Origin of the sequence: Haloferax sp. Atlit-10N, from assembly GCF_003586325.1 — an archaeon.
In the GTDB taxonomy this organism is placed as follows: Archaea; Halobacteriota; Halobacteria; order Halobacteriales; family Haloferacaceae; genus Haloferax; species Haloferax prahovense.
In genome coordinates, this window is the sequence record NZ_PSYX01000006.1 from 187,442 (window position 1) to 211,269 (window position 23,828).

Below are 23,828 nucleotides of genomic sequence, written 5' to 3' on the forward strand. Positions count from 1 at the left end.
GGGCAGTTAGGTGGTCTGACTCGCGTCGGGCGGTCGGAACCGCGTTTCCGCGCCCGGAAAAAAGATTGATGTTGTCAACAAATTATCTAGAACGCGTGCGTCCCTCCATTCGATACCTCGCCTCCCTCGTCGTCGGCCTCGTTGTCGCCGGTGTGGCCGTCTCGGCCCCCGACGCGCCGGGATTGTTTCCCGTGGCAATCGCTCCGCTGTACGCGGCGACGACCGCGCTCGTCCTCCGTCACCGCGACGGGTGGAAGCGACTCTTCCGGTTCGGAGACCAACGCTGGAGCGACCGAAAGCGGGGTGCGCTCGGGGGCGGCATCGGCGCGCTCAGTTTCTCGCTGCTGCTCTCCCTCTCGGTCCCGGCTGGAATCACCGGAATCGGTCTGATGTTCTTCGGACAGGCGCTCACGGTCGCCGACTACGAGTCGCTCCCCGAGTAGTGGCGCGCCGTCGAGGCGGTTGGAGGACGGGTTTCATCAGATATATGACCGGATGACCGAAACGACACATCCGATGGCCCCTCCACGGTACGGCGACGCCCCGACTTCGTCTCTATCCGCCGGCATCGGGTTCCTCCCGGTGCTCTCGGCAAATCTCCTCCCGCTCGCCGGTGTGCTGTGGTTCGGCTGGAATCCCGGGACGCTCCTCGCGGTCTACGTCCTCGAACTGCTGTTTTTGTTCCCGCTTTCGGGCGTGAAGGCGCTGTTCGCCGGCCGGCCGCCGACCTCGTCCCGCGAGGACGGCGTCTTCAGCCTGTCGGAAAACGACCTCATCGACAAGCGCGGAAGCGTCACCATCCACGACCGGCTCCCGCCGGTGTACCCGCGTAACGTCCCCTTTGCGACCGCCGTCATCGGCGGCGGCGCGTGGGTCGGCGTCTTCCTCCTCGCGCCGCTCTCGGAGGTCATCTCGGTGCTCGACGTACTCGCCCGCCCGGAGGCGGTCGTCAGCGTCGCCGCGCTCGTCGTCGGGCAGGCCGGCGAGACCACCGCCACGTTCCTCCGGGGGAACCGATACGCGGAGCGCTCTCCGTACGCCCTCGTCGAGATTCCCGCCCGGCAAGCGATGTTTCTCGCATGTTTCCTGTTCGTCGTCATCCTCGGCGGCGCGACAGTCGCGCTCGTGGGGTTCGTGTTCGTGAAAGTACTCTTTGAGTGGTCTGGCTTCCGCGCAGAGCAGGGCGGCGGCGGCCGGCTTACGAGTTGGCTCTCCGGCCCCGACAGCGACGCGACCCGCGACGAGGTCGACGTTCCCAGCGGCCGCCCCTCGGTCGCAATCGACGCGGACCGTCGCGCGGTGGTCGCGGCCGCGGTCTGGCGCGCAGTCACCACGACGGGACCGTTCTACGTCACCATGGCCGCGATGGTCTGGATCGGCGGGACCGCGTTCGTCGTCGAGGGGACCACCTCGCTCGCGGTCTGGGTCGGGTTCGGTCTCTTCGGGCTCTGCCTCCTCGCGTTCATGCTCGTCGGCGATATCGTCGAGAGCGTGCTCGCGAGCGGGTGGCTGACCTACCGACGTTTCGGCGACCGCCTCGTCGTTCACGACCGCCTGACGAACGAGTCGCAGTGGGCGACGGCGGTCGGCGACCTCCGCGACGCCGAGGTCGTGGCGACTCGACCCACCGACCGCTACCTCGGAACGCGAACCATCGCGGCGACGGTCGGCTGGGGCGACGACGAGACGGAACGCACGCTCGGGCCTGTTGCTGACGCCGGGGCGTTCGTCGAAGCGCTCGACCTCCCGGTCGGCTCGACCGACCTCCCGCCGCTCGACCGCCGGTTCGTCGGGGCCGCCATCGCTTCGGTCGTCCTCACCGCGATCGGCGTCGTCACCGTGATTGTCACCCCGCTCGGTCCGTCCACGAGTTGGTTGCCCGCGCTGTTCCTGTTCCCGGTTTTCGCCATCGTCCCCAAGGGGTTCTGGAAGCTCGCGCACTCGTGAGGCGAGACGACCAGAGCGGTTTGTGAGCGAACCAAAAAGTGCGGAGAAGAAGACGCGTGAGTGAACGAGTAGAGCCCCGACGAGGCCGCCCGAGACGACCCGGGGACGGACTACCCTCGCGAATGTAACGAGTAGGCGATGAGCACGACGCCACAGAACTGAAACAGCCGCGTGACGAGCGTGAGCGGCTGTTGGTACTGGAGGCCGATGTAGCCCTCGCGCAGGAGCACCGACCCGACGAAGGCGACGCCGAACGCGACGGCCGTGAGGAGGAACAGACCCGCGGAGAGCGACCGCATCGTCCGGCTGTCGTGACGGCGGTAGCCGCGATAGGCCTGATAGCCGACGTAGCTCCCGACGAGCGTCGACCCGAGAGCGAGCGAGACGATGAGCCAGTCGAGGACCGCGGATAGCGTCGTCATCTCAGAGGTCCTCCCACATCCGTTTGAACCGGTCTGCGGTGTCGGTCTCCACCTGGCCGGGGAACGACTCGTCGTCGGTGCGCGTCAGCGACGACTCGAACGACCCGTCGTCTAGTTCCACGGAGAACTCGGAGAGCGTGGCGGCGTAGACGCTGTAGTGGTTGTTACTGGTTCGAATCTCGGTCTGTTCGTCGAGGAGTCCGTACGCTTGTAATCGTTCCACCCGACGGTAGACCGTCGGTTTGGACATCTCACACTCGTCGGCAAGCTCTTGTGCGGACATTGGTTTGGTACTCGTCGCTGCGAGGATGTCCCGGGCGTACTCGTCGCTGAGGAGGTCGAGAATATCGCCCAGCGCCGGTTCCTCACTCACGGTGGTCGAATGACTGCTCGTCGGACTAATAGGCCCATGGGTTTCCACCCCTGTTGGTCGCGGCGACCGATTCGGGACGGGTGTACGATGGGGCTGTCGGGATAGCACGGTGGGGCTGCGGGTTAGCGCGGGGATACTGCGGGGCAGTACGGCGATGCTGTGGAGGGACTGTCGCGTCAGCGATGACCGCGATGGGTGCCGGAGTGCTGTCAGAGGGCACAGAACGGTACTGCTCGGGAGGGCAGTACGGTGTCGGTTCGGCGGGGCCCATCGCAGTTCAACCGATGCGCCGGGAGATAATATAAAAAGGGGGCCAGTTTCTGACCCAGAAACTCGCGCGGTTTCAGGCGGGACAGCCGACCGAGCGACCGACTTCGACGAGGCGGTCCGTCTCGACGCCGGTCCCGCGAACGGTGTAGCCGTAGCCGTCGCAGTTCCACGACACCGAGGTGGTCGGACCGTAGTCGATAGTCGCCGGCCGGCCGCCCACCGTCGCGTCGCGCTCGTCGGCGTCGATGTCCAGCGTGTAGTTGAACTTCGCGACCGTGAGTTCGCGGCCGCCGGCGGCGTAGCGGAGTCCGACCCCGTCGATGCGACCGGTGGTCCGCGTGGCGTAGACCAGTTCGAACGCGGGCGGGACCGTCGGCTCGGGGACCGAAACCGAACTCCGCGCTTCCAGGTCGGCCCTGCTCCGGAACCACTCCGTGTTCGGCGTGTTCGGTCGCTCGACGGTCGTGTTCGCACCGATTTCCGGCCGGAACGCGTCCGCCGACACGGCTGCATCGAACGTGACGTTCGTGTACGTGGTCGTCACAGAGCGTCGGGACCCGTCTGCCGTCCACGACGTCTGTTTGCGAAGCGGGTAGAACCGCTCGGCGTCGAGCCACAGCCGCTGGTGGTAGCCCGCCTCGCTTCGATTCGCCTCGGGCGCGATATCGATGACGTACGCCTCGCGCCCGTCGACGGTGTCGGTCTCGACGAATTCGACGACGTAGCTGTGATTCGCGTCAGCCTGCGGGGCGGCACCGGCATGTCGCGGTACGACGGGTAGCGGCGACACGCCGATTGACTGCGGGCGACCGGCGTCGTCGGTCAGCCCCGCGGCCGCGACGAGGAGTTGGAGTCGCTCGGCCGTCCGCGACTCGGTCGGTGGGCCCGTCAGCTCGATGGCGGTCACGGTGTCCCGGTCAGTGTCGTGAAGCCAGAGCGTCGAGCCGTTCGAGACCTGCCGGTCGTACTGTCGGTTCGCCGCGTTCCGAAAGTGAACGCGCTTCCGTTCCGTCTCCGGGACGAGCGTCACGTCGGCGACGGTGCGAGACGTGACCGTTCCATCGGTTCGAATCTCGACCGTCTGCGTTCCGGTGAGCGCGTCGGTTGCGCGGTAGCGCTCGGTTACGTTCGCGTCGACCGAGGGGCTCGCGTCGCCTATCGCGCCGCCCGTCGTCCAGAGGACCGCGGGGAGCGCGACGGCGACGAGCACGAACACGGCGAGTGTACGTCGGTTGGGTCGGAGTGGAGGGCGAGTCATACTGGGAGCACTCTGACAGGGAGTTCGACTGCGTGTCGGGGGGCCGACGGCTAAATACTTCTGGACGACGGGGGCGTTCGAAACCCGAGCGGACCGATAGCTACTCCCTTCGCGGGTGAGATGGCCGGGACATGTCGCCCTCCACTAGCTCCGCAACCCGAAGGCAGGCGTGGCTCTGCGCCTTCCAGTGGGGACTCGTCCAAGCGTTCGTCCTCGACACGCTCGGCCGATTCCTTCGGAACTACTACCGCGCGACGACGGGTGTCGCGTTCCCACCCGACTGGGTGGTCTCGATTCAGTTCGCCGCCCCACTCGGCCTCCTCGTCGGCGGCTTCGGCGGCTATCGCTGGGTGACGAGTGGACGATCGGCCGCGTCGGCGTCGGCACACCGCAAGCGGGTCGTTTTCGTCGGGGCGCTGTTCGTCGGCTGGGCGCTGGCTATCGTCCCGACCGCTGTGTTTCAGTTGGTCCTCGACGAGCGTCTGTTCACGGTCCCGTACTTCGTCCTCCCGACGCTCACGGCGCTTTCGGTCTTCGCGGGCGCGTCGCTCCTCGCCTACCGCGCCGAGGCGGGGTGGTACCGAAAGCGGCGAAACCGACTCGTCGGCGGGGCCGCGGGCGGCTGTACCGGCGTGCTGGTCGGGGTGTTCGGCTTCGTCGTCTACTCGTGGTATCTTCTGGCGACGCAGACGAACTACAGTCTCAATGGCGGTGCCGGAATCGTCGCGGCCGCGTGCGTCGGTGCCGCCGCCGGCTACGCCCGGACAGAAGGCGACCGCGCGGGCGACCGAGCGCGCGAGTACCTCGTCCTGCTCCTGGTGTCGGCGCTCTCGCTGTCGCTCGCGGTTGGACTTGTGACGCTCGCCCTCGCCGTCGTCGGCGTCTCGGTGTTCCTCGGCTCGTCGGTCGTCGTGCCGGCGATTCCCGTCGTCGGGTCGGTCGCGCTCGCTGGCTATCTGGCGTTCGTCGCCGAGACGACGCTCGTCGGTCGGTTCGTTGACGGGTGACTCACCGCCCGAGCAGCGACGCTCTCTCGTCCGTTCGCCGTCCGAATCGCCGAGCAGTTTATCAGCATGTGGATGGTACTCAACCAGTAATGTCATGTGAGCGGAGCGAACTGTTCGAACACATCGAGTCCGACCTCATTCTTCGAGAGTTCTTTCAGGAGGTGACCGAATACGCGATATTTCTCCTCGATGCGGACGGGTTCGTGGCGACGTGGAACGAGGGTGCGAGACGGATAAAGGGCTACGAGCGAGACGAGATTATCGGTCGTCACCTGTCTGTCTTTTATCCCACCGACGGGGACGGCGAGTCTCCCGAGACGGTGCTCTCAATCGCCGAGTCCGAGGGAAGCTACGAGGAACGCGGGTGGCGGGTCCGGAAGGACGGGTCGCGCATCCTCGCGCACGTAATCGTCCGCGCGCTGAGCGGCGACGACGGGGAGCTCAGAGGCTTCACGAAAATCGTCCGAGACGTCACCGAGACCTACGAGTACCGACAGGAGTTAGAGCGGAACCGCGACCGCCTCGAACGCACCGAACAACTGGCCGACATCGGCGGATGGGAGGTCGACTACGAGACCGGCGAGCTACGACTGACTGATGGGACCAAACGGCTGGTCGATATCCCGTCCGACGCGGAGGTGACGCTCGACGGACTCGGGGACTTCTTTCACGAGGACGACCGCGCTGTCATCGACGAGGCCATCGAGAGTGCGCGGGTCAACGGCGACCCCTTTGACGTCGAAATGCGGGTAGTAACGGCCACGGGGCGAACGCGATGGGTGCAAGTTCGCGGTGAGCCGACTGACAGCGGCGCCAACGTCCGCGGCGCGGTGCGCGACATCTCGGACAGGAAAGAGCGCGAAGAGCGGCTCATGGTGTTGAACCGAGTGCTTCGCCACAACCTTCGGAACAACCTCAACGTCGTCAGCGGGTACGCGAGCGAGCTGAAACGGGACCTCGAAGCGCTCGACAGCCCGTCGATAGACGAAGACGACTACGAGCGGTTGCACGAGACGCTGGCGAAACTCAGCGAGACGACCAGAGGTATCGATTCGGAACTGCGGACGCTCGACACGCTGGTCGCCGCGGCGAGCCGATTCTCGACGGAGGCGATGGTCTCGAAGACGGACCGAATCATCGAGAACGCCGACAGCCTCGTGTCGACCGGCGAGAAAGCCCGGCAGTTCGAGAACGCCGTGGAGGGGAGCACGGACAGACACCCGGTCGGCGTCAGCGACGTCTTCGCCGATCTCAAACGGACGTACGAACGGAAGCACCCCGAGGCGGAGGTTCAAATCGGACCGAGCGAACAGACCGTGCTCGCGAGCACGCACTCGCTGTACCTCGCGCTCGACGAACTCGTACAGAACGCCATCGTCCACAACGACAGGGACCGCCCCGTCGTCGCGGTCTGGTCGCGACGCCTCTCAGGCGAGCGGGTCGCAATCGCGGTCGAGGACAACGGCCCCGGTATCCCGCAGACCGAGCGGGAGATTCTGAAACGCGGGAAAGAGACCCCCCTGACGCACGGAAGCGGAATGGGGCTGTGGACCGTCCACTGGTTCGTCACGCAGTTCGACGGCGAGGTGTCTATCTTGGACCGCGCCGAGGGCGGGTCGACGGTCGAACTCAGACTCCCCGCGCCGGAGAACTGACGCGGCGTATTTGATATTAATTGAACTATTCAGGTGACCCAGATATTCCAGATAATTCAAATTGGCTGGATTCTTCTGGTAATGGAGGTTCGTCAAGATACTCACAGTATCCTAACAATGCCGGTACTGCGAAGATGGCCGTCGAGAAGCACGACCCAGAACAGCATCACACTCCGAGAAATTTAGATTAGGTGGATTATTTACTGTGTCTGGTTCGACCCTCGGAGCGGTCGAAGACGGGCTGTCTCACTTGCATCCGACGGAGAGACACGGTCAAAAGAGCACCGTAACCGCAGTACTGAGAGCACCAGCTAGTGGAAAAGTCGTCGTTATCGAGGCTACCCGCGTAGTTCCAGTTATCCACATATGCACCGAACCCGAGTCGTGTGGGTCGCTTAGATTCTCGTGGTTATCTGAATAATCCACATCTCGCGTAGAATCTCTGTGAGGTCGGTAACGTGCGGTGGTGACGACGTGTGAGCAATCTAAATTATCTGGATTAGTTGAATAGTCGAAGACACACACATAGTTTGAGCAACTCGGCTACTCCACGTGGTGCACAGGAGAGAGCGACCGCGGACAACCTGCGTAGTTGGAAGAACCCACATTCCCTGACAAATCTAGAATATTCAAAATATCCACATAATCTGATGAACTTGGAAAATCGAGAGTATCTAAATTACTCAAGGTTGCGATGGTAAGATAGCGAACGCCTTTGTCAACGGGGGTTTGGTCTCTAGCCATGTCCGGTGTCTCCGATTCTGGCAGCGTGCTGGTCGTCGGCGAGAGCGACTGGGTGACGCGGTTCGCCGAGGGACTCGATTCGCGACCCGGCGTCACCGTGCTGAAAGCCGAGACGAAGGCGGCGGCACTCCGCGCAGTCGAAGCGGACGAGGTCGACTGCGTCGTCGTCGACGCCGACCTCGCGGACGCGACCGTCGTCGACCTCCTCACAGACGTTCTCTCGACGGTCGCGACCCTTCCAGTGGTCGTCGCCGCGGACGGCGGGAGCGACGTCCTCGCTAGCGAGGTCCTCGGTGCGGGCGCGACTGACTACGTCGCGCTTGACGCAGACTCGCCGGACGTCGAAACACTCCTCGCGCGGACCGGACGGGCGCTCCGGTCGGCGCGACAGTCGGCCGGCGAGCGCGAACGCGCCAGGCAGTTCGACGCGATGTTCGACGACGAACGGACGGCGACGTGGGTGCTCGACGGAGAGGGGTCGCTGACTCGGGCGAACCGGACGGCGCGGGAGTTCCTCGACGCGCCCGTCGACCCGCTCGTCGGCGGGGCCTTCTGGTCACTCCCGTGGTGGTCGAACGGAGACGACCCGACGAGCGACGACGTGCGACGGCTCGTCGAGGACGCGCTCGGAGGGACGGCCGGGAACGCGGTGGTCCCACAGCCGTCGGAGACCGGAAGACGACGCATCGTCGAGCTATCGGTCCGCCCCGTGACCGACGAGCGTGGGGAGGTCGCGTCGGTCGTGGTCGAGGGTATCGACATCACAGCGCGGGTGTCCCTCGAACGAGACCTCCGCCGCTCCGAGGAACTCCACCGCGTCACGCTCAACAACATGACCGATACGGTCCTCATCACCGACGAGTCGGGGGCCTACACCTACGTCTGTCCAAACGTCCACTTCATCTTCGGCTACACCGCAGACGAGTTGCGCGAACGGGTCCCCATCGACGAACTGCTGGGGGAGGACCTCTTCGACCGCGACGAACTCGCGGAGCGCGGCGTCCTGAAAAACATCGAGAGTACGGTGACCGACAAGGCCGGCCGCGAGCACACCCTTCTCGTCAACGTCCGTGAGGTCTCGATTCGGGACGGAACGCTGCTTTTCAGTTGCCGCGACATCACGAAGCGCAAGCAGCGCGAGGACGCGCTGACGACGCTCCACGAGACGGCTCGCGAGTTCCTCTACACGGGGACTCACCGACAAATCGCCCAGCGCGTCGTCGACGATACGCCCGGCGTGCTCGCGCTCGATGCGAGCGCCGTCTACCTCTTCGACGCCGACGCCAACGCGCTCAGACCGGCGGCGTACTCGCCGGCGATGCGCGAGGCCCACGGCCCGCTCCCGACAGTGCCCGCGGACGGGGAGACGCTCCCGAGCCACAGTTTCGTCGAGGACAGTGCGCTGTACTTCGACGACGTGCACGAGGCCGACCGGTTGGAGAACTCCGTGACCGGTCTCCGGAGCGTCGCGTACGTCCCACTCGGAGACCACGGCGTGTTCGTCGCCGGCTCGACCGAGGTCGGAGCCTTCGACGCGGTGGCGCGGGAACTGACCGACCTGCTCGCGGTGACCGCCGAGGCGGCGCTCGACCGCGTCACGCGCGAATCCCGACTCCGCGAACAAGACCGGACGCTCCAGCGACAGAACGACCGGCTCACCGAGCTAAACCGAATCAACGAGACCATCCGCGAAATCGACCAAGCGCTCGTCGGAGCCCAGACGCGCGAAGAGATAGACTACACCGTCTGCGAGCTACTGACCGCCGCCGACCGGTTCGCGTTCGCGTGGGTCGGTTCCGTCGACCCCATCGGCGAGACTGTCGAGCCCCGCGCGTGGGCCGGCGACGAACGGGGCTATCTCGACAGCACGACGTTCGAAGTCGCGGCGTCGTCGGTCGAACCGGCGGGACGCACGGCGGCGACCGGAGAGGTGACTACCGTTCCCAACGTCGCGTCCGGTTTCCGGGACGAACCCTGGCGGAAGGGCGCGCTCACCCGAGACTACCTGTCGGTGCTCAGCATCCCGCTCGTCTATAACGACCTCTCGCACGGCGTGTTGACGGTGTACGCGACGACGCACGACGCCTTCGACGAGACGGCGACCGCCGTCTTGGCCGAACTCGGCGAGACCATCGCGTCGGCGCTGAGCGCCCTCGAACGGAAGAACGCACTGCTCACCACGGCCGTCACCCGCGTCGGGTTCGCCGTCGACGACCCCACGTTCGTCCTCTCGCGACTCGCCCGCGACGCGGGGTGCACGCTCACCTACCGTGGAGGGGTCCAACAGTCCGCCGAAGGAAACTACGTGTTCGTCACCGTCGAAGACGGGGCGGTCGAATCCGTCGCGGCCGCGGCCGACGAACTGGTCGCCGTCGCCGACGTACGACGGATAAGCACCGACGGGGACGCCGGCGTCCTGCGCCTACGCTTGACCCAGCCGTTTCTCGCACCGGAGCTTGCGGACCACGGTGCCGTCCTCGGCGAGGTGCGAGCGACCCCCGAGGAGACGACGCTCGTCGTCGACGTCCCCGAGAGCATCGACGTTCGGAACGTCACGCACCTCGTCGACGAAGCGTTCGCCGGCGTCGAACTCCGCACCAAACAGACGCTCGACCGCTCGACCGAGCGCGACCTCTTCTCGCGGTTCCTCGACAAGCTGACAGAGCGACAGCTCGAGGTGCTCCAGACGGCCTACTACAGCGGCTACTTCGAATCGCCACGGGAGAACACGGGCGAAGACGTCGCCGCGACGCTCGGTATCTCCCCGCCGGCGTTCTACAAACACGTGCGGACCGTCCAGCGGAAACTGTTCGCGACGCTGTTCGACGAGCACTCCGGTTCCGCCACCGGAAGAGGCGGGTAGGTTCGTTATCTAGCCGGTATTCTCTCGACTGGTTTGGTGTGTAACTACCTCATATTCCCTTGTACACCTATTACGCATGGGCAGAGCGTCCGGGACACGACCGGCGCTCGCGAACCATGAGAGATGTCGAATCCACCCCCGGCGAGGAAGGAACGTACGAATGCTTCGAGTGTGGCGGTATCGTCCTCACCGAACACAACCCGCTACGCTGCCCGGACTGCGGAGGAGCGATGCGCAACCGACGGACGGCAATTGAGTAACCGCGCGAGGGCGCGGTCGTCGTTCGATTTAAGCCGCTCGGCGTGGAGACCGTAGGCGACGTGACGACTCACCTCGACGACTTCGACCACGAGGCGCACATGCGCGAGAGTTTCGAACTCGCCCGCGAGGCCGCCGCCCGCGGCGACGAACCGTTCGGCTCCGTCCTCGTCCGCGACGACGAGGTCGTCATGCGCGACTCGAACCGCATCGTGACGGAGTCCGACATTCGTCGGCACCCCGAGTTACAGCTCGCCTATCGGGCATGCCGAGAGTACGACCCCGACGAGCGGGCGGAGACGGTGATGTACACCAGCACGGAGCCCTGCCCGATGTGCGCCGGCGGGATGGCGACCGCCGGCTTCGCGCGCGTCGTGTACGGCGTCAGCGGCGACGAAATCGGAGAGTTCACGGGTTCGAGCCCCGGCGTCCGGTCGGCGGCGATTCTCGACGGCGTCACCGAGGTAGTCGGCCCGGTGCTGAACGAGGAAGCCCGGCAGATTCACCGAGCGTACGAGTGGTAACCGACGGCTCGAAAGCCCCGGCCGGCCGCGGCCGAACGGCGCTGCAGCCACGCGCGGACGCCGCGATTGCGGCGAACCAAAATTATCAGTTATTAGATGGTTTTATCGAATGTTCTTAATACTGATTTATTTGTCGGTCGCTGAGATGAAGGTGCCAATACAGATTCCATCAATACCAGCGGTAAGCCGCGTATAACGCGGGAGTGTAGATATCTCTCAGGAACACCTCCGCCCACCTGAACCGATACAAACTCACCTATCTTAGAATTTCTAAACGAAATCAACAAGAGAATGCAAAATTTTTCTCGGGTGACGTTCATAAATAACTACACAACAGGACGTAATGAGTGAAAAGAGAGCCACCAAGTAAATACCAGTATTCAAACTATTATTACCATCTGATATAACCGACCACGGTGTCCATCCGAACTCGTCGAACCGAGTCGAACACGAAAGGACTTCGGGGCGCTGTCGGACGACGGTCGACGCTCACGAATTTCCGATATCGAGAGGACCGTGAGAACCGAGAGGCGGCGAGCTCATTTACATAATCCGAACGTCGCGTGTTGTTGTGGGTGACCCCCAACTAGAATTACAGAGCTATGCCTGTAACACAAACCGATTTAATTCCACATATCTGTATAATGTGAACACATGACATTGCAGTCATTTACATAATGTAAGTTAGTGATATCCGGAGCATCTCTCCATCGGTGGAGACGTTCGCCGACCTCGGTCAGCGAGATGACTTCCGATATCTGAACCGCCGGCGACCGTCGAATCGCAAGCCTCCGATTGGGCGAGTCTAAATATTTAATATGTTTCGGAAGAGACGTTTCCACTGTCGATATGAGTAGCGACAGAAACTACGAACGAGAGTTCGTACGTACGTTCTTCACCTCGCCGACGGCGGTCGGCGGCGAGAACTCGGCGAAGATGTTGCAGAGCGCGGCACAACTGCGGGGGATGCAGGCCCCCGACACCTGGATTCCGGACAACGAAGACGCCACCGCGCCGTCGATGCGGGCCGAGGGCGTCCAGAACCTCGTCGAGGTCGTCTCCGAGCACGGAGCCGACTTCCCCGGCGAGATTCACCCCCGCGTCGTGTGGCACCGCGACGACCCCTCGACTCGCTACGAGGGCTTCAAGCAGATGCTCGAAATCACCGACCCAGAAAACGGTGCGGTCGAGCACATCGACGGCTTCGTCATCCCCGAGGTCGGCGACCTCGACGACTGGAAGAAGGCCGACGAGTTCTTCACCATCATCGAGAACGAACACGGCCTCGAAGAGGGAAGCCTGTCGATGTCGGTCATCATCGAGAGCGGTGAAGCCGAACTCGCGATGAGCGACCTCCGCGCGGAGAAGGGTAAGCCGTCCAACAACCTCGAACGGCTGTTCCTCCTCGTCGACGGGCAGGTCGACTACACGAAGGACATGCGCGCCATGACGCCGACCGGCGAGCTTCCGGCGTGGGCCGAACTGCGACACAACACCTCCCGCGGCGCGAGCGCCGCCAACTGCATCGCCGTCGACGGCCCGTACGACGACATCCGCGACGTCGAAGGCTACCGCGAGCGCATGGTCGAGAACCGCGCCATGGGGATGACGGGCATCTGGGCGCTCACGCCCGGACAGGTCGTCACCGCCAACGAGGCACCCCTGCCGCCGAAGACCGGCAGTTGGCTCCTCGAACTCGACGACGACGAAATCGAACTCGCGTCCGAGGACGGGGCCGAGGTGTACGACGGCGACGAACTCTCGCTCGAACAGGTCGGCGACGACAGCTACGTGCTCCGCGTCGACGGCGAAGAACAGGAACTCGACGGCGAGGAACTCCACGAGGAGCTCCTCGACCTGACCACCTACGTCCCGAGCATGGACGACATCGTCGACTCCATGGAGGAGTTCGAGGCGGCCAAGGAAGCTGGCAAGGGCGCGATTGCGATGACGCAAGCGACGACGCTCGTCATCGACGGCGTCGAAGTCGACATCGCCAAGGACCGCATGTGGGACGAGGCGACCTATCAGGCCGCGATGACGCCCGTCGCCCTGTTCCAAGACGTGTACGAGCACCGCCCGGACCAACACGACGCGCTCGAAGAGATGTACGGCACCGACATCGTCGAGCGCGCGATGGCAGTCGGGACAGACGACTAACGCACCCGGTCAGTCAGCCACCCAGACAAGTCCAACCAACCGCGTCTGTCCTTTTCGCGCGACGTCCGACTCGACCGCGAGCGAAAGCTTCGGTACCCCGTGAGATCCGCGAGACGGTGTCGGTCACGCGAGCGTCGATTCCAGCGACTCGACGGCGTTCAGTAGCTTGTCGGCGAACTCGCGTTCGAGTCGCGTCATGTCCACCTGATACTTCGGTCCGCCGACGCTGAGCCCGCCGACGATGCGCCCGTCACCGTCGTGGACCGGCGCACCGATGGCGATGAGGTTCGGCGCGAACTCCTCGTCGACGACGGCATACTTCTGGGTCGCGATTTCGTCCAGCGCGTCGAACAGTTGGTTGGGGTTCGTAATCGTGCCCTCCGACTCCCGCGGCAGGCCCCAGTAGTCGATTATCGACTCGACCTCGTCGCGGTCCAGTTCCGCCAGGATGGCCTTCCCCGCGGCCGTGTTGTGCAGGTGATACTCCGACCGGTACCGCGTGCCGTTCGCGTCTCTCCCCTCCTCGGTCGACGACCCGTAACACATGAGCAGCCGACCGTGTTCGAAAATCGTGAAGTTCGCCTCTTGGTCGGTCGCGCGAGCCAGTTCGTCGACGACCCGCTCGACGACCTCGTCGTTCGGATAGCGGTGTCGAGCGCGTTCGCCCAACAGCGCCACCCTGAAGCTGACGTGGTACACGCCGTCGCGCTTGACCAAGTATCGGCTCTCCAAGAGCGTGTTGAGGTGACTGCAGATGGAGCTCTTCGAACTGTCGACCATGGAGTCCAGTTCGGCGAGCGTGAGGCCGTCGTGTTCCAAAATGAGGCTGAGAATCTCCAACGAGGCTTGGGTCGTCTTGAGCCGTCGCCCGGTCACGTTCTCAATCATACCTCAACTATTATGTTGATGGTTGATAACTGTTGCCATAATGTAAATCAACTGAACTGGCGAGCCAGCCCTGTCAATTCGGATATGTTTCTATCCGACTACCCCGGGAACAAACAGCGCGTCGCGAACTCACGGTTCGCCTCTGGCAGCGTCGAACTTCGTGACGAGGAGAGCGTTCAGTGTGCGTCAAATCGCCCGCGACCGTTTCACCCAGCCGATGCGCGTGATTGCCTCCGCGCCGAGTTGGCCGAGGAGACTCGCGGCTTCGAGGTCGTGTTCTTCGAACGCGTTGACGACAACGTCGCCGGCGCTGAGCACGCCGTGGCTTCCGATGGGAACGTACAGCCCGGACTGGAGGGCCCCCCGACTGTGGTCGTCTTCGGTGTGCTCGTGGTTCGCGTGGATGACCGGTTCACCCGTCCGGTACGTCCGTGCCGCCGGCGTGTCCTCGCTGACCGAGTAGTTCGGTCGGTCGCCGGCGCGTTCCAGACACTCCTCCGTCGCCTCGATAGTCTGGAGCATGCTCCGGTTCTCGTCGACCAGCCGAACGGTCGTGTTGACGAGGCCGAGGACGTTCTTCGCCGCGTCGGCGAGTATCTCGGCGACTTCCGCCTTCGAACTCGCGTTCCGAAGTTCCTGGCTCGTCCGTCGGAGAATCTCGATGCGCTGTTCCTGACGCTTGGTGTCGGTCACGTCCTGTACGACGCCGTGGAGGTCGACTGTCCGACCGTCTTCGACCAGCGGTTCACAGGCCAGCCGTATCGACCGCTCGGTCGTCCGCTCGCTCGCGTACCGCACGTCGACGGAGAAAGACTCGCCGTGTTCGATTGCGTCCGCGAGGTAGGCGAGCACCTCGTCTTGGTCGCCTTCGGCGTACTGTTCGACGACGTCCGAGACGGTTGGCGTCGCCGACGCGTCGAAGCCGTGTATCCGCTTTGCCTCGTCGCTCCACCACAGTTCCTCGCGCGAGACGTCGTACGACCACACGCCAATACCGGTCAGTCGCTGGAGGCTCGCGAGTAGTTGGTCGACCTCCGTTTCCGATGCTGTCGGGACAGCGCGTGCCACGTCAGTTTGATTCCAGTTCGGTGACCTGACCATGAATGTCGTTACGTACCGAGGACGTGAATATAAATCCCCACGTCGGTCGCGACGGACCGTTCGGGGGCGGAGACGTGTCGCAACACCAGAGCATTTAATCCGTGCGTATGTGTATCAATGATGATGGCAGTCGAAGACACGCTCGACTCCCCTCGGGGAAGAGAGACATCGGCGACGACGTTAGACCTCGACCGGCCGGACGCCGTGGAGTATTCGGCGTTGGCGACGGAGTTACGCTCCCGCGTCGACGGAGAGGTGAAGTTCGACGAGTACGCGCAGGTGCTGTACGCGACCGACGGCAGTATCTATCAGGCGCGACCCGCGGGGGTCGTCTTGCCGAGGGACGTAGACGACGTCCGCGCCGCCGTCGAGACCGCGACGAGCCACGGCGTCCCCGTTCTGCCACGCGGAACGGGTTCCTCGTTGGGCGGCCAGACCGTCGGACGGGGCTGCGTCGTCATCGACTTCACGAAGTACATGGACGATATCGTTGATATCGACCCGTCAGCGAAGCGCGCGACCGTCCAACCGGGGTGCGTCCAGGACCACCTCGACGCCGCGCTCGCGGAACATGGACTGAAGTTCGCGCCGGACCCCGCCTCGTCGAATCGCTCGACCGTCGGCGGCGGCATCGGCAACAACTCCACGGGCGCGCACTCGGTCCGCTACGGCATCACCGACGCCTACACCGAGGAGTTGCAGGTGATTCTGGCCGACGGCTCGCTGGTACACACCCGCGAAGTCGTCCTCGACAGCGACGAGCACGAATCCATCCTCGCCCAAGACGACTTAGAGGCGAACATCTACCGGACGGTTCGGGAACTCGTCGAGAACCACGAGGGGGAAATAGAGAACAAGTATCCGTCGCTCAAGCGCTCGGTGTCGGGGTATAACCTCCAGAAGGTCATCTACGAGAACGACGACGGCGAGGAGGTCATCAACCTCTCGAAGCTGTTCGTCGGTGCGGAGGGGACCCTCGGCGTCATCGTCGAGGCCACCGTCTCGCTCGTTACCAAGCCGGACGAGACGGCGCTCGCGCTGTACTGCTTCGACGACCTCGTGGACGCGATGGAGGCCGTCCCGGAGGCACTCGAATTCCCAGTCAGCGCCGTCGAACTCATGGACGACGAGGTGTTCCGACTCGCCCGCGAGTCGGAGGGCTACGCCGAGTACGCCGAACCCATCCCCGAAGGGGCGAAAGCGGCGCTGATGCTGGAGTGGGACGACGAACTCGTCGACGACTTCGAAGCCGCAGTCGCCGACACGAACGCCCACTTCGTCGACTCGGGCGCGGCGTTCGACGTGCTCGAAGCCTACTCCGAAGAGAGCCAGGGCCGACTGTGGAAGCTCCGCAAGGCGGCGATTCCGCTGTTGATGAGCCTCGAAGGCGACCCGAAACCGTACCCGTTCATCGAGGACGCGACCGTCCCGCCCGAGGAACTCGCGGAGTACGTCCAGAAGTTCGAGGAGGTGCTGGAAGACCACGGCACCTCCGCCGCGTACTTCGCCCACGCCGGGTCGGGAACGCTCCACATCCGCCCGATTCTGAATCTCAAAGAGAACGAGGGCATCGAGAAGATGCACTCCATCACCGACGACGTGACCGACCTCGTCGTCGAGCACCACGGCGCGTTCTCCGGTGAGCACGGCGACGGGATGGCCCGAACCGAGTTCAATCCGAAGATGTACGGCCCCGAACTCTGGGGCGCGTTCAAGGAGCTGAAAACGGCGTTCGACCCCGACTGGATGTTCAACCCCGGGAACGTCGTCTACCGAGACGGTCCCTCAGACCCGGGACCGGACAGCGACCGCGGCGTCGGCGCGGACATGCGCGAGAACCTCCGGTACGGCCCGGACTACCAGTCCGTCGAGCCACAGACCGCCATCGACTTCGACGACGAGGGCGGCTTCTCGCACCTCGTCGAGCTCTGTAACGGCTGTGGCACCTGCCGGCAGACCGACTCGAACACCATGTGCCCGACTTACCGCGCCTCGAAGGAGGAAGTCCAGACGACTCGCGGACGCGCGAACATGCTTCGGGCCGCCATCTCGGGCGAACTCCCCGAGGACGAACTGTACTCCGAGCGCTTCCAGACCGAGGTGTTGGACCTCTGTGTCGGCTGTAAGGGCTGTAAGAGTGACTGCCCGACCGGCGTCGACATGGCGAAGCTGAAGTCCGAGGTGAAACACCAGTACCACCAGAAGGAAGGCACCAGCCTCCGCTCGCGGGTGTTCGGCAACATCGACACCCTGTCGAAAATCGGGAGCAAACTCGCCCCGCTTTCGAACGCCGCCGCGGAGCTTCCGGGGAGCCGACTCGTGATGGAGAAGGTCCTCGGTATCTCCAGCGAGCGCGAGCTTCCGAGCTTCAGCAGCGAGTCGCTCGAGGAGTGGTTCGAGGCTCGGGGCGGGTCGTCCGTGTCGCCCGCCGACGCCCGAGGGAAGGTGCTTCTCTTCCCCGACACCTACACCAACTACAACTACCCCGAACCCGGCAAGGCCGCCGTGGAGGTCCTCGAAGCCGCGAACGTCCACGTGCGGATTCCGAGTGACCTCGAAGCGAGCGGCCGCGCCGCGTTCTCGATGGGGATGCTCGACACGGCCCGCGACCGAGCGCAGCACAACGTCGGGCGGCTCCGCCCCTACATCGACGACGGTTGGTCGGTCGTCTTCGTCGAGCCCTCCGACGCGGTGATGTTCCAAGACGAGTACCTCGACCTCCTCGACGGGACGGGCGTCGAACTCGTCTCGGGGTCGGCCTACGGCATCATGGAGTACCTCGACGTCGCGCGCGCCGACGACCACCTCGACTTCGACGCCCCCGCCGAGACGCTGACGTACCACGGCCACTGCAACCAGAAGGCGACGAACAAGGACCACCACGCGGTGGGCGTCCTCCGTCGCTCCGGTTACGCCGTCGACCCGCTCGACTCCAGTTGCTGCGGGATGGCCGGGTCGTTCGGCTACGAAGAAGAGCACTACGAACTCTCGAAGGGCATCGGCGAAATCCTGTTCGGTCAGGTCGACGAGAGCCCCGGCGACGTCGTCACGGCACCCGGCGCGTCGTGTCGCTCCCAACTCGGCGACAGACCCGGCGAGTCCCGCCCGCCGCACCCCATCGAGAAGATGGCCGAAGCCCTCGACTGACCCGATAGCCGACAGCCGATAGCCTGACGCGACTCACGAACCAACCGACCTGACGCGACCCGCGAACCACCACCGAACCCGCCGCTTTGCACCCGCGGCGACTCTTCGTTTCGCAGCCCTCCGCTCGCGGAGTCGAGATTCACGAACAGCGATACTTATTACTGACAGTAGCGGCTGCGTAGAGACGACGATGCTAGACGTACTGGAGACTGTCGAACTATCGACCGCGTTTTTCGCCTCGCTCGGCGCGCCGGGGCTGCTGCTCGTGGCGTTCCTGGAATTCTTTTTGCTCCCTGTCCCGCCGGACTTGGTGCTCGTCCCGCTGTCGGCGGCGAACCCCGAGTTCGCGCTCCTGTACGCGGCCGTCGCGACCGTCGGGTCGGTGTCGGCGGGGCTGGTCGGCTTCCTCATGGGGAAGAAGGGTGGCCGGCGCGCGCTGGACTCGCGGTTCGCCGGCGAGCGGGTTCACAAGGTCGAGCGATACTTCGAGCGCTCCGGGTTCGTGACGGTCGCGTTCGGGGCGTTCGCGCCGATTCCCGAGGGGTACGAACTACTCTCTATCGGGTCGGGCGTGTTCGACCTCGACCTCCGGACGTATCTGGCGGCATCGGTGCTCGGCCGCGGCGGTCGGTACACCATCGAAGCGCTGCTCGCGGTCTATCTCGGCGAGGCCGCCCGGTCGCTCACCGAGGTCGACGTGTACTCGATCATCGGCGTCGCCACCGCGGTCGTCCTCGTCGCGTACGTCGTCCGGAGTCGGTGGTTCTCGGACCGCTCGGCCGAACCGGTGCAGTAACTCGGCGATACCGGAGTCAGGCGACCTCGTCGCCGCTTCGCCACTGGTCGATGACTTCGAGGAGGACCTCGGTTTCGAGGTCGTCGTTCCGCCAGTCGCCGACCGCGTCCGTCAGCCCCGTCGCGTCCACGATGTCGCTTTCGTTCGCATAGTCCGCGATGGGGTTCTCGACGACGAACGGAATCATCATCTTGTTGTCCTCGTGTTCGAGCATGTGGCAATGCCACGGGAACTGCCCGGTGTACCCCTCGAACTTGACGATTATCCGCACGCGCTCGTCGGGGTCGACGCGGACGGTGTCTTTCGGCCCCAGCTCGTTGGGGTCCGGCGGTTGCGTTCCGTCGGGGCCGCGGCCGATGACCCTGAAGGTGACCAGATGCAGGTGAATCGGGTGTCTCCCGCCCGACTCGTTCTGGAGTTCCCATATCTCGGTCGACCCGAGTTGCGGGTAGACGGGCGCGTCCTCGTCGCCGAAGACGTATCCGTTCAGCGTGTGCGTGATGAGGTTGTTTTCCACGTCGACCGTGGTACCCAGCGTCATCTCGCGGGTCACCCGCGCGTCGCTCTCGTCGTACGAGGTCGGTGCGGGAAGCGACAGGTTCGTCGGGTCGGGGCTCGGGTCCTCAGGCGGCGTCTCGGGGTCCGAGACGCGGAACTGGACGAGGTCGGTCAACTCGGGGCCCATGTTGGCCCCGTTGGTGAGCGTGAGCGTCTCGCCCGCGTGGTCGGAGAAGTCGACGATGAGTTCGCCGCGCTCGAAGGGCGTGAGCAAGAGCGAGTCGAGGTCGCCGCCCGGACCGATGGGAACGACTGATTCGAGGAAGCCGTGACCGGGGGCGAACTGGTACATCGTCGGGGCGCCCGACCCGCTTTCGCTCTCCAGTTGGAGGTCGAACGACCGGTGGTTTGCGCCGTTCAGGATGCGGAAGCGGTACCGCCGCGGTTCGACCTCGACGTACGGCCACACGGCCCCGTTGACGACGGCGGTGTCGCCGAGGAACGCCGAGACGAACTCGTCGGGGTAGTGCAGCGAGCCGTCGTCGTTGAACTCCTTGTCCTGCAGCAACAGCGGGATGTCGTAGTCGCCGGACGGGAGGCCGAGTTCCCGCTCGGCGTCGGTCGTAATCGAGTAGAGGCCGAGCAGCCCGGCGTAAGCGTTGAGCCGGGTGATGCCCAGCGTGTGGTCGTGGTACGTCGAGGTCGTCCGACCCTGCTCCATCGGTAGCTCCTGCCACTCCGAGTCGAACCGCGGCCCCTCGACCCCGCTCGGCGAGGTCCACATGTCGGACTGCCCGTCGTTCGCGGGGTCGATTTCGAGGCCGTGGAAGTGGGTGACGGTCCGAACTTCCGGGACCGGACCGTCGTAGCCGGCGTGGTTCTCCGTGGTCGTGCCGCCGATTCGCTCGTCGACGGTGAACAGGTGGTCGTTCGGGAGTTCGCTGTTGTCGAAGCGAACGTGGACCGGACTCCCGGCGTCCGCCTCGATGGTCGGGCCGGGATACGACCCGTCGAACCCCCAGACCGTCGTCTCCGGGAGGTCCGGATGGAGCTGTTGGCTGAATTCGGTGACCGATATCTCGTAGGCGTCCGCGCCGTCTCGCTGCCCGTCCGGTTCCCGGACCGATGGAACCGGAAGCGGTTGCACGAACTTATCCAACGCCGGTGACGCCGCGGACACGTTCGTCGTCGTCTGCGGGAGCGTTCCGGCGATGCCGAGGGCTGCGCCTGTCTGTAGAAACCGCCGCCTAGACCAGTCTGTCATGATGGACCCTGAACTACGACTTGGGAGTTGTTATATTAAATCTTCTGAATGACCGAGTTAGAGCCGAAAGCGGGAGCGGAGGGGATTCGAGGACGTTCGAGGTTGCGGGAAGACGAGTCGCCTCGTTAGGTCGTTCGCCGGCGCGCGAGGAGGACCGAGCCCATCACGAGCGCGGCGAGCGCGACCGAGACACCGAACCCGGGAACGGGCGTGTCAGTCGTGGTCGTCGCGGGCGTGTTGGGGTCGGCGGTCGTCGTCTCGGTCGTTCCGTCGTCCGAGTCGTCGCCGTCGTCGTCTCCGTTGCTATCGTCGTTGTCGTCACCACCGTCGCCATCGTCGCCGTCGTCGCCGTCGTTGTCGTCACCATCGTCGCCGTCGTTGTCGTCACCATCGTCACCGTCGTTGTCGTCACCATCGTCGCCGTCGTTGTCGTCACCATCGTCACCGTCGTTGTCGTCACCACCGTCGCCGTCGTTACTGTCGTCTCCGTCATCTCCGTCGTCGGAAGACCCGTCGTCACCGCTGTCACCGTCAGCGCCGACAGAGAGCGATTCGAGGCCGTCGACGCTCATCTCCTTGTCGTCGTCGTCGAACTGCGCGAATCCGCTGAGTTCGTACGAGGCGTCCTCGTCCATGTCCTCGCCGGCGGTCACGCGGTACTGGAGGGTGACGCTCTCGCGGTCACCGTAGGTGGCGAACAGCTCGTCGTTGGCGTTCCGCACGCCCGAGAAGTCAGCCCCGTCGTCATCGACGATTTCGACCGACGCGAATCCGGGGTTGAACTCCTCGATGACGGTGAAGTTCGTCGCCTCGCTGCCGGTGATTTCCACCGAGACGACGGTCGATTCACCGGGTTCGAGTGTCGCGTCGTCGGCCGACCGGGTGAGGTCCCAGTTGTCGTCGTCGGACTCGCTCTGAACGTCGAGTTCGTCGGTGCCGCCGGTCGTCACCTCCGAGCCGTTCACGTCGGTGAAGCCGTCGAACTGATAGGCCGTTCCGGCGTCCACGTCGTCACCGGCGGTCACGCGGTACTGGAGGGTGACGCTCTCGCGGTCGCCGTAGGTGGCGAACAGTTCGTCGTTAGCGTTCCGCACGCCCGAGAAGTCAGCCCCGTCGTCGTCGACGATTTCGACCGACGCGAACGCGGGATTGAACTCCTCGATGAGCGTGAAGTTCGCCGCCTCGTCCCGGTCGACCTCGACCGTGACGGTGGTGGATTCGCCCGGGGCGAGCGTCTCGTCGTCGACCGAACGAACCGCGCCGGAGTCATCGTCGTCCGACGCCTGGACGCTGAGTTCGCTGGTCCCGCCAGTCGCCGACTGCGAGCCGTTCACGTCCGAGAAGCCGTCGAACTCGTAGACCGTACTGGCAGTCGCGTCGTTGTCGGCGGTCACCTCGTAGACGAGCGTGGCCAACTCGCGGTCGCCGTAGGTGGCGAACAGCTCGTCGTTGGCGTCGCGTACGGCCGAGAAGTCCGCGCCGTCAGCGTCGACGATTTCGACCGAGCCGAACGCCGGACTGAACTCCTCGACGAGCGTGAAGTTCGTCGCCCGGTCGCGGTCGAAGGCGACCCGGACCGTGGTCGATTCACCCGGCGCGAGGGTCGCGTCGTCGACCGAACGGACGGCCGCGAGGTCGTCATCGCTCGACTCCTGCACGCTGAGTTCGCTGGTCCCGTCAGTCGCCGACTGCGAGCCGTTCGCGTCCGAGAAGCCGTCGAGCTCGTAGACCGTGCCGGTCGTCGCGTCGTCGGCCGCGGTCACCTCGTAGACGAGTGTGGCGAGCTTTCGGTCGCCGTAGGTGGCGAACAGCTCGTCGTTGGCGTCACGGACACCCGAGAAGTCCGCACCGTCGGCGTCCACGATTTCGACCGAGCCGAAGGCGGGGCTGAACTCCTCGACGAGCGTGAAGTTCGCCGCCTCGTCCCGTTCGACGGCGACCCAGACCGTCGCCGACTCGCCGGGCGCGAGGGTCGCGTCGTCGACCGAACGGACCACGCTCGCGCCGTCGTCGGTCGAGACGTTGATTTCACCGTCACCGGTCGTCGAGGCCCGGATGTCTTCGAGGCCGAAGTCGCCGTATCCGGTGAGTTCGTGGGTCGTCGCGTTCGCGTCGTCGGCCGTGGTCACCTCGTAAACGAGCGTGACGCTCTCGCGGTCGCCGTAGGTGGCGAACAGTTCGTCGTCGGCGTTCCGCACGCCAGAGAAGTCCGCGCCGTCGGCGTCGACGATTTCGACCGATTCGAAGCCCGGACTCAGCTCTTCGACCACGGTGAAGTTCCCCCGTTCGGAGGCGTTCACTTCGACCGTGACGGTGGTGGACTCGCCCGGTGCGAGCGTCGTGTCATCGACTGTCCGGGTGAGCGTCCCGCCGTGGGCGTCCGCGGCGACCGGCGCGATAGCCGCGCCCAGACCGAGCGAGCCGAGCACCAAGAGGACCGCCATCGCGACGACCGGGAGCGCGTTCCGGAGTTCCGTCGACCGCCCCGGACGTGGTATGCTCGGTCTCATGACGCGGTGGTCAGGTCGGAGTTCGATGGAGCAGTGGTTCCGCGAACGGAGCGCGAAGCGGCGGTCTGCCGCTTCGCCTCGCCTCGGCGGGACGCGACCGCCGGCGGTGTCTGTTCGACTCGTCGGACAGGAGACTGACGTCT

The 23,828-nt window shown here is 64.7% G+C and carries 17 protein-coding genes; 10 read left to right on the plus strand and 7 right to left on the minus strand.

Annotation, left to right across the window (positions count from 1 at the left end; all coding sequences use genetic code 11):
• The first annotated feature begins 95 nt into the window (after window positions 1–95).
• Entirely contained in the window at window positions 96–443 is a 348-nt protein-coding gene (locus C5B91_RS16960) for a hypothetical protein (RefSeq protein WP_115820024.1), read from the plus strand.
• A gap of 73 nt (window positions 444–516) precedes the next feature.
• On the plus strand, window positions 517–1,947 hold the full coding sequence (locus C5B91_RS16965) for a DUF6498-containing protein (RefSeq protein ID WP_115820023.1): 1,431 nt from the start codon (window positions 517–519) through the stop codon (window positions 1,945–1,947).
• Window positions 1,948–2,057: 110 nt separating this feature from the next.
• On the opposite strand, the gene C5B91_RS16970 is transcribed toward C5B91_RS16965, so the two are convergent.
• The 3 genes from C5B91_RS16970 to C5B91_RS16980 form a co-directional block, all read right to left on the minus strand.
• Window positions 2,058–2,369 (minus strand): hypothetical protein, encoded by a 312-nt coding sequence (locus C5B91_RS16970; RefSeq protein ID WP_008096769.1) that lies wholly within the window; start codon window positions 2,367–2,369, stop codon window positions 2,058–2,060.
• Window position 2,370: 1 nt separating this feature from the next.
• Window positions 2,371–2,742 (minus strand): helix-turn-helix domain-containing protein, encoded by a 372-nt coding sequence (locus tag C5B91_RS16975; RefSeq protein WP_049968649.1) that lies wholly within the window; start codon window positions 2,740–2,742, stop codon window positions 2,371–2,373.
• A 343-nt stretch (window positions 2,743–3,085) separates the two neighbouring features.
• Complete coding sequence (locus tag C5B91_RS16980) at window positions 3,086–4,270, minus strand: outer membrane lipoprotein carrier protein LolA (RefSeq protein ID WP_049913698.1); 1,185 nt, start codon at window positions 4,268–4,270, stop codon at window positions 3,086–3,088.
• Between the two features lie 131 nt (window positions 4,271–4,401).
• Between C5B91_RS16980 and C5B91_RS16985 the strand changes: the two genes are divergently transcribed.
• The 6 genes from C5B91_RS16985 (at window position 4,402) to aceB (ending at window position 13,481) form a co-directional block, all read left to right on the plus strand.
• Window positions 4,402–5,277, plus strand: a complete 876-nt coding sequence (locus tag C5B91_RS16985; protein ID WP_008096766.1) for a hypothetical protein — start codon at window positions 4,402–4,404, stop codon at window positions 5,275–5,277.
• A gap of 89 nt (window positions 5,278–5,366) precedes the next feature.
• Window positions 5,367–6,932 carry a PAS domain S-box protein gene (locus C5B91_RS16990; RefSeq protein ID WP_049968647.1) on the plus strand — a complete coding sequence of 522 codons (1,566 nt, stop codon included), beginning with the start codon at window positions 5,367–5,369 and terminating at the stop codon, window positions 6,930–6,932.
• Between the two features lie 742 nt (window positions 6,933–7,674).
• Complete coding sequence (locus C5B91_RS16995) at window positions 7,675–10,539, plus strand: bacterio-opsin activator domain-containing protein (protein ID WP_115820022.1); 2,865 nt, start codon at window positions 7,675–7,677, stop codon at window positions 10,537–10,539.
• A 116-nt stretch (window positions 10,540–10,655) separates the two neighbouring features.
• Window positions 10,656–10,799 (plus strand): rubrerythrin-like domain-containing protein, encoded by a 144-nt coding sequence (locus tag C5B91_RS17000; RefSeq protein ID WP_004971811.1) that lies wholly within the window; start codon window positions 10,656–10,658, stop codon window positions 10,797–10,799.
• 60 nt (window positions 10,800–10,859) lie between these two features.
• Window positions 10,860–11,321 carry a nucleoside deaminase gene (locus tag C5B91_RS17005; RefSeq protein ID WP_222114937.1) on the plus strand — a complete coding sequence of 154 codons (462 nt, stop codon included), beginning with the start codon at window positions 10,860–10,862 and terminating at the stop codon, window positions 11,319–11,321.
• Between the two features lie 849 nt (window positions 11,322–12,170).
• A complete protein-coding gene (aceB, locus tag C5B91_RS17010) occupies window positions 12,171–13,481 on the plus strand; it encodes a malate synthase AceB (RefSeq protein WP_008096759.1) in 1,311 nt (436 codons plus the stop codon).
• Between the two features lie 123 nt (window positions 13,482–13,604).
• On the opposite strand, the gene C5B91_RS17015 is transcribed toward aceB, so the two are convergent.
• Window positions 13,605–14,369 carry an IclR family transcriptional regulator gene (locus C5B91_RS17015; protein ID WP_049968646.1) on the minus strand — a complete coding sequence of 255 codons (765 nt, stop codon included), beginning with the start codon at window positions 14,367–14,369 and terminating at the stop codon, window positions 13,605–13,607.
• Between the two features lie 186 nt (window positions 14,370–14,555).
• The gene (locus tag C5B91_RS17020; RefSeq protein WP_049968822.1) at window positions 14,556–15,437 is read right to left on the minus strand and encodes a GAF domain-containing protein; all 882 of its coding nucleotides are present in this window, start codon (window positions 15,435–15,437) and stop codon (window positions 14,556–14,558) included.
• 156 nt (window positions 15,438–15,593) lie between these two features.
• On the opposite strand from C5B91_RS17020, the gene C5B91_RS17025 reads away from it, so the two are divergent.
• Window positions 15,594–18,617, plus strand: a complete 3,024-nt coding sequence (locus C5B91_RS17025) for an FAD-binding and (Fe-S)-binding domain-containing protein (protein WP_115820021.1) — start codon at window positions 15,594–15,596, stop codon at window positions 18,615–18,617.
• 190 nt (window positions 18,618–18,807) lie between these two features.
• The gene (locus C5B91_RS17030) at window positions 18,808–19,413 is read left to right on the plus strand and encodes a YqaA family protein (RefSeq protein ID WP_004971785.1); all 606 of its coding nucleotides are present in this window, start codon (window positions 18,808–18,810) and stop codon (window positions 19,411–19,413) included.
• A 16-nt stretch (window positions 19,414–19,429) separates the two neighbouring features.
• Here C5B91_RS17030 and C5B91_RS17035 read toward each other — a convergent pair whose 3' ends face one another.
• The gene (locus C5B91_RS17035; protein ID WP_049968821.1) at window positions 19,430–21,091 is read right to left on the minus strand and encodes a multicopper oxidase family protein; all 1,662 of its coding nucleotides are present in this window, start codon (window positions 21,089–21,091) and stop codon (window positions 19,430–19,432) included.
• A 209-nt stretch (window positions 21,092–21,300) separates the two neighbouring features.
• Complete coding sequence (locus C5B91_RS17040) at window positions 21,301–23,685, minus strand: PGF-CTERM sorting domain-containing protein (protein ID WP_199519537.1); 2,385 nt, start codon at window positions 23,683–23,685, stop codon at window positions 21,301–21,303.
• Window positions 23,686–23,828 lie beyond the last annotated feature (143 nt).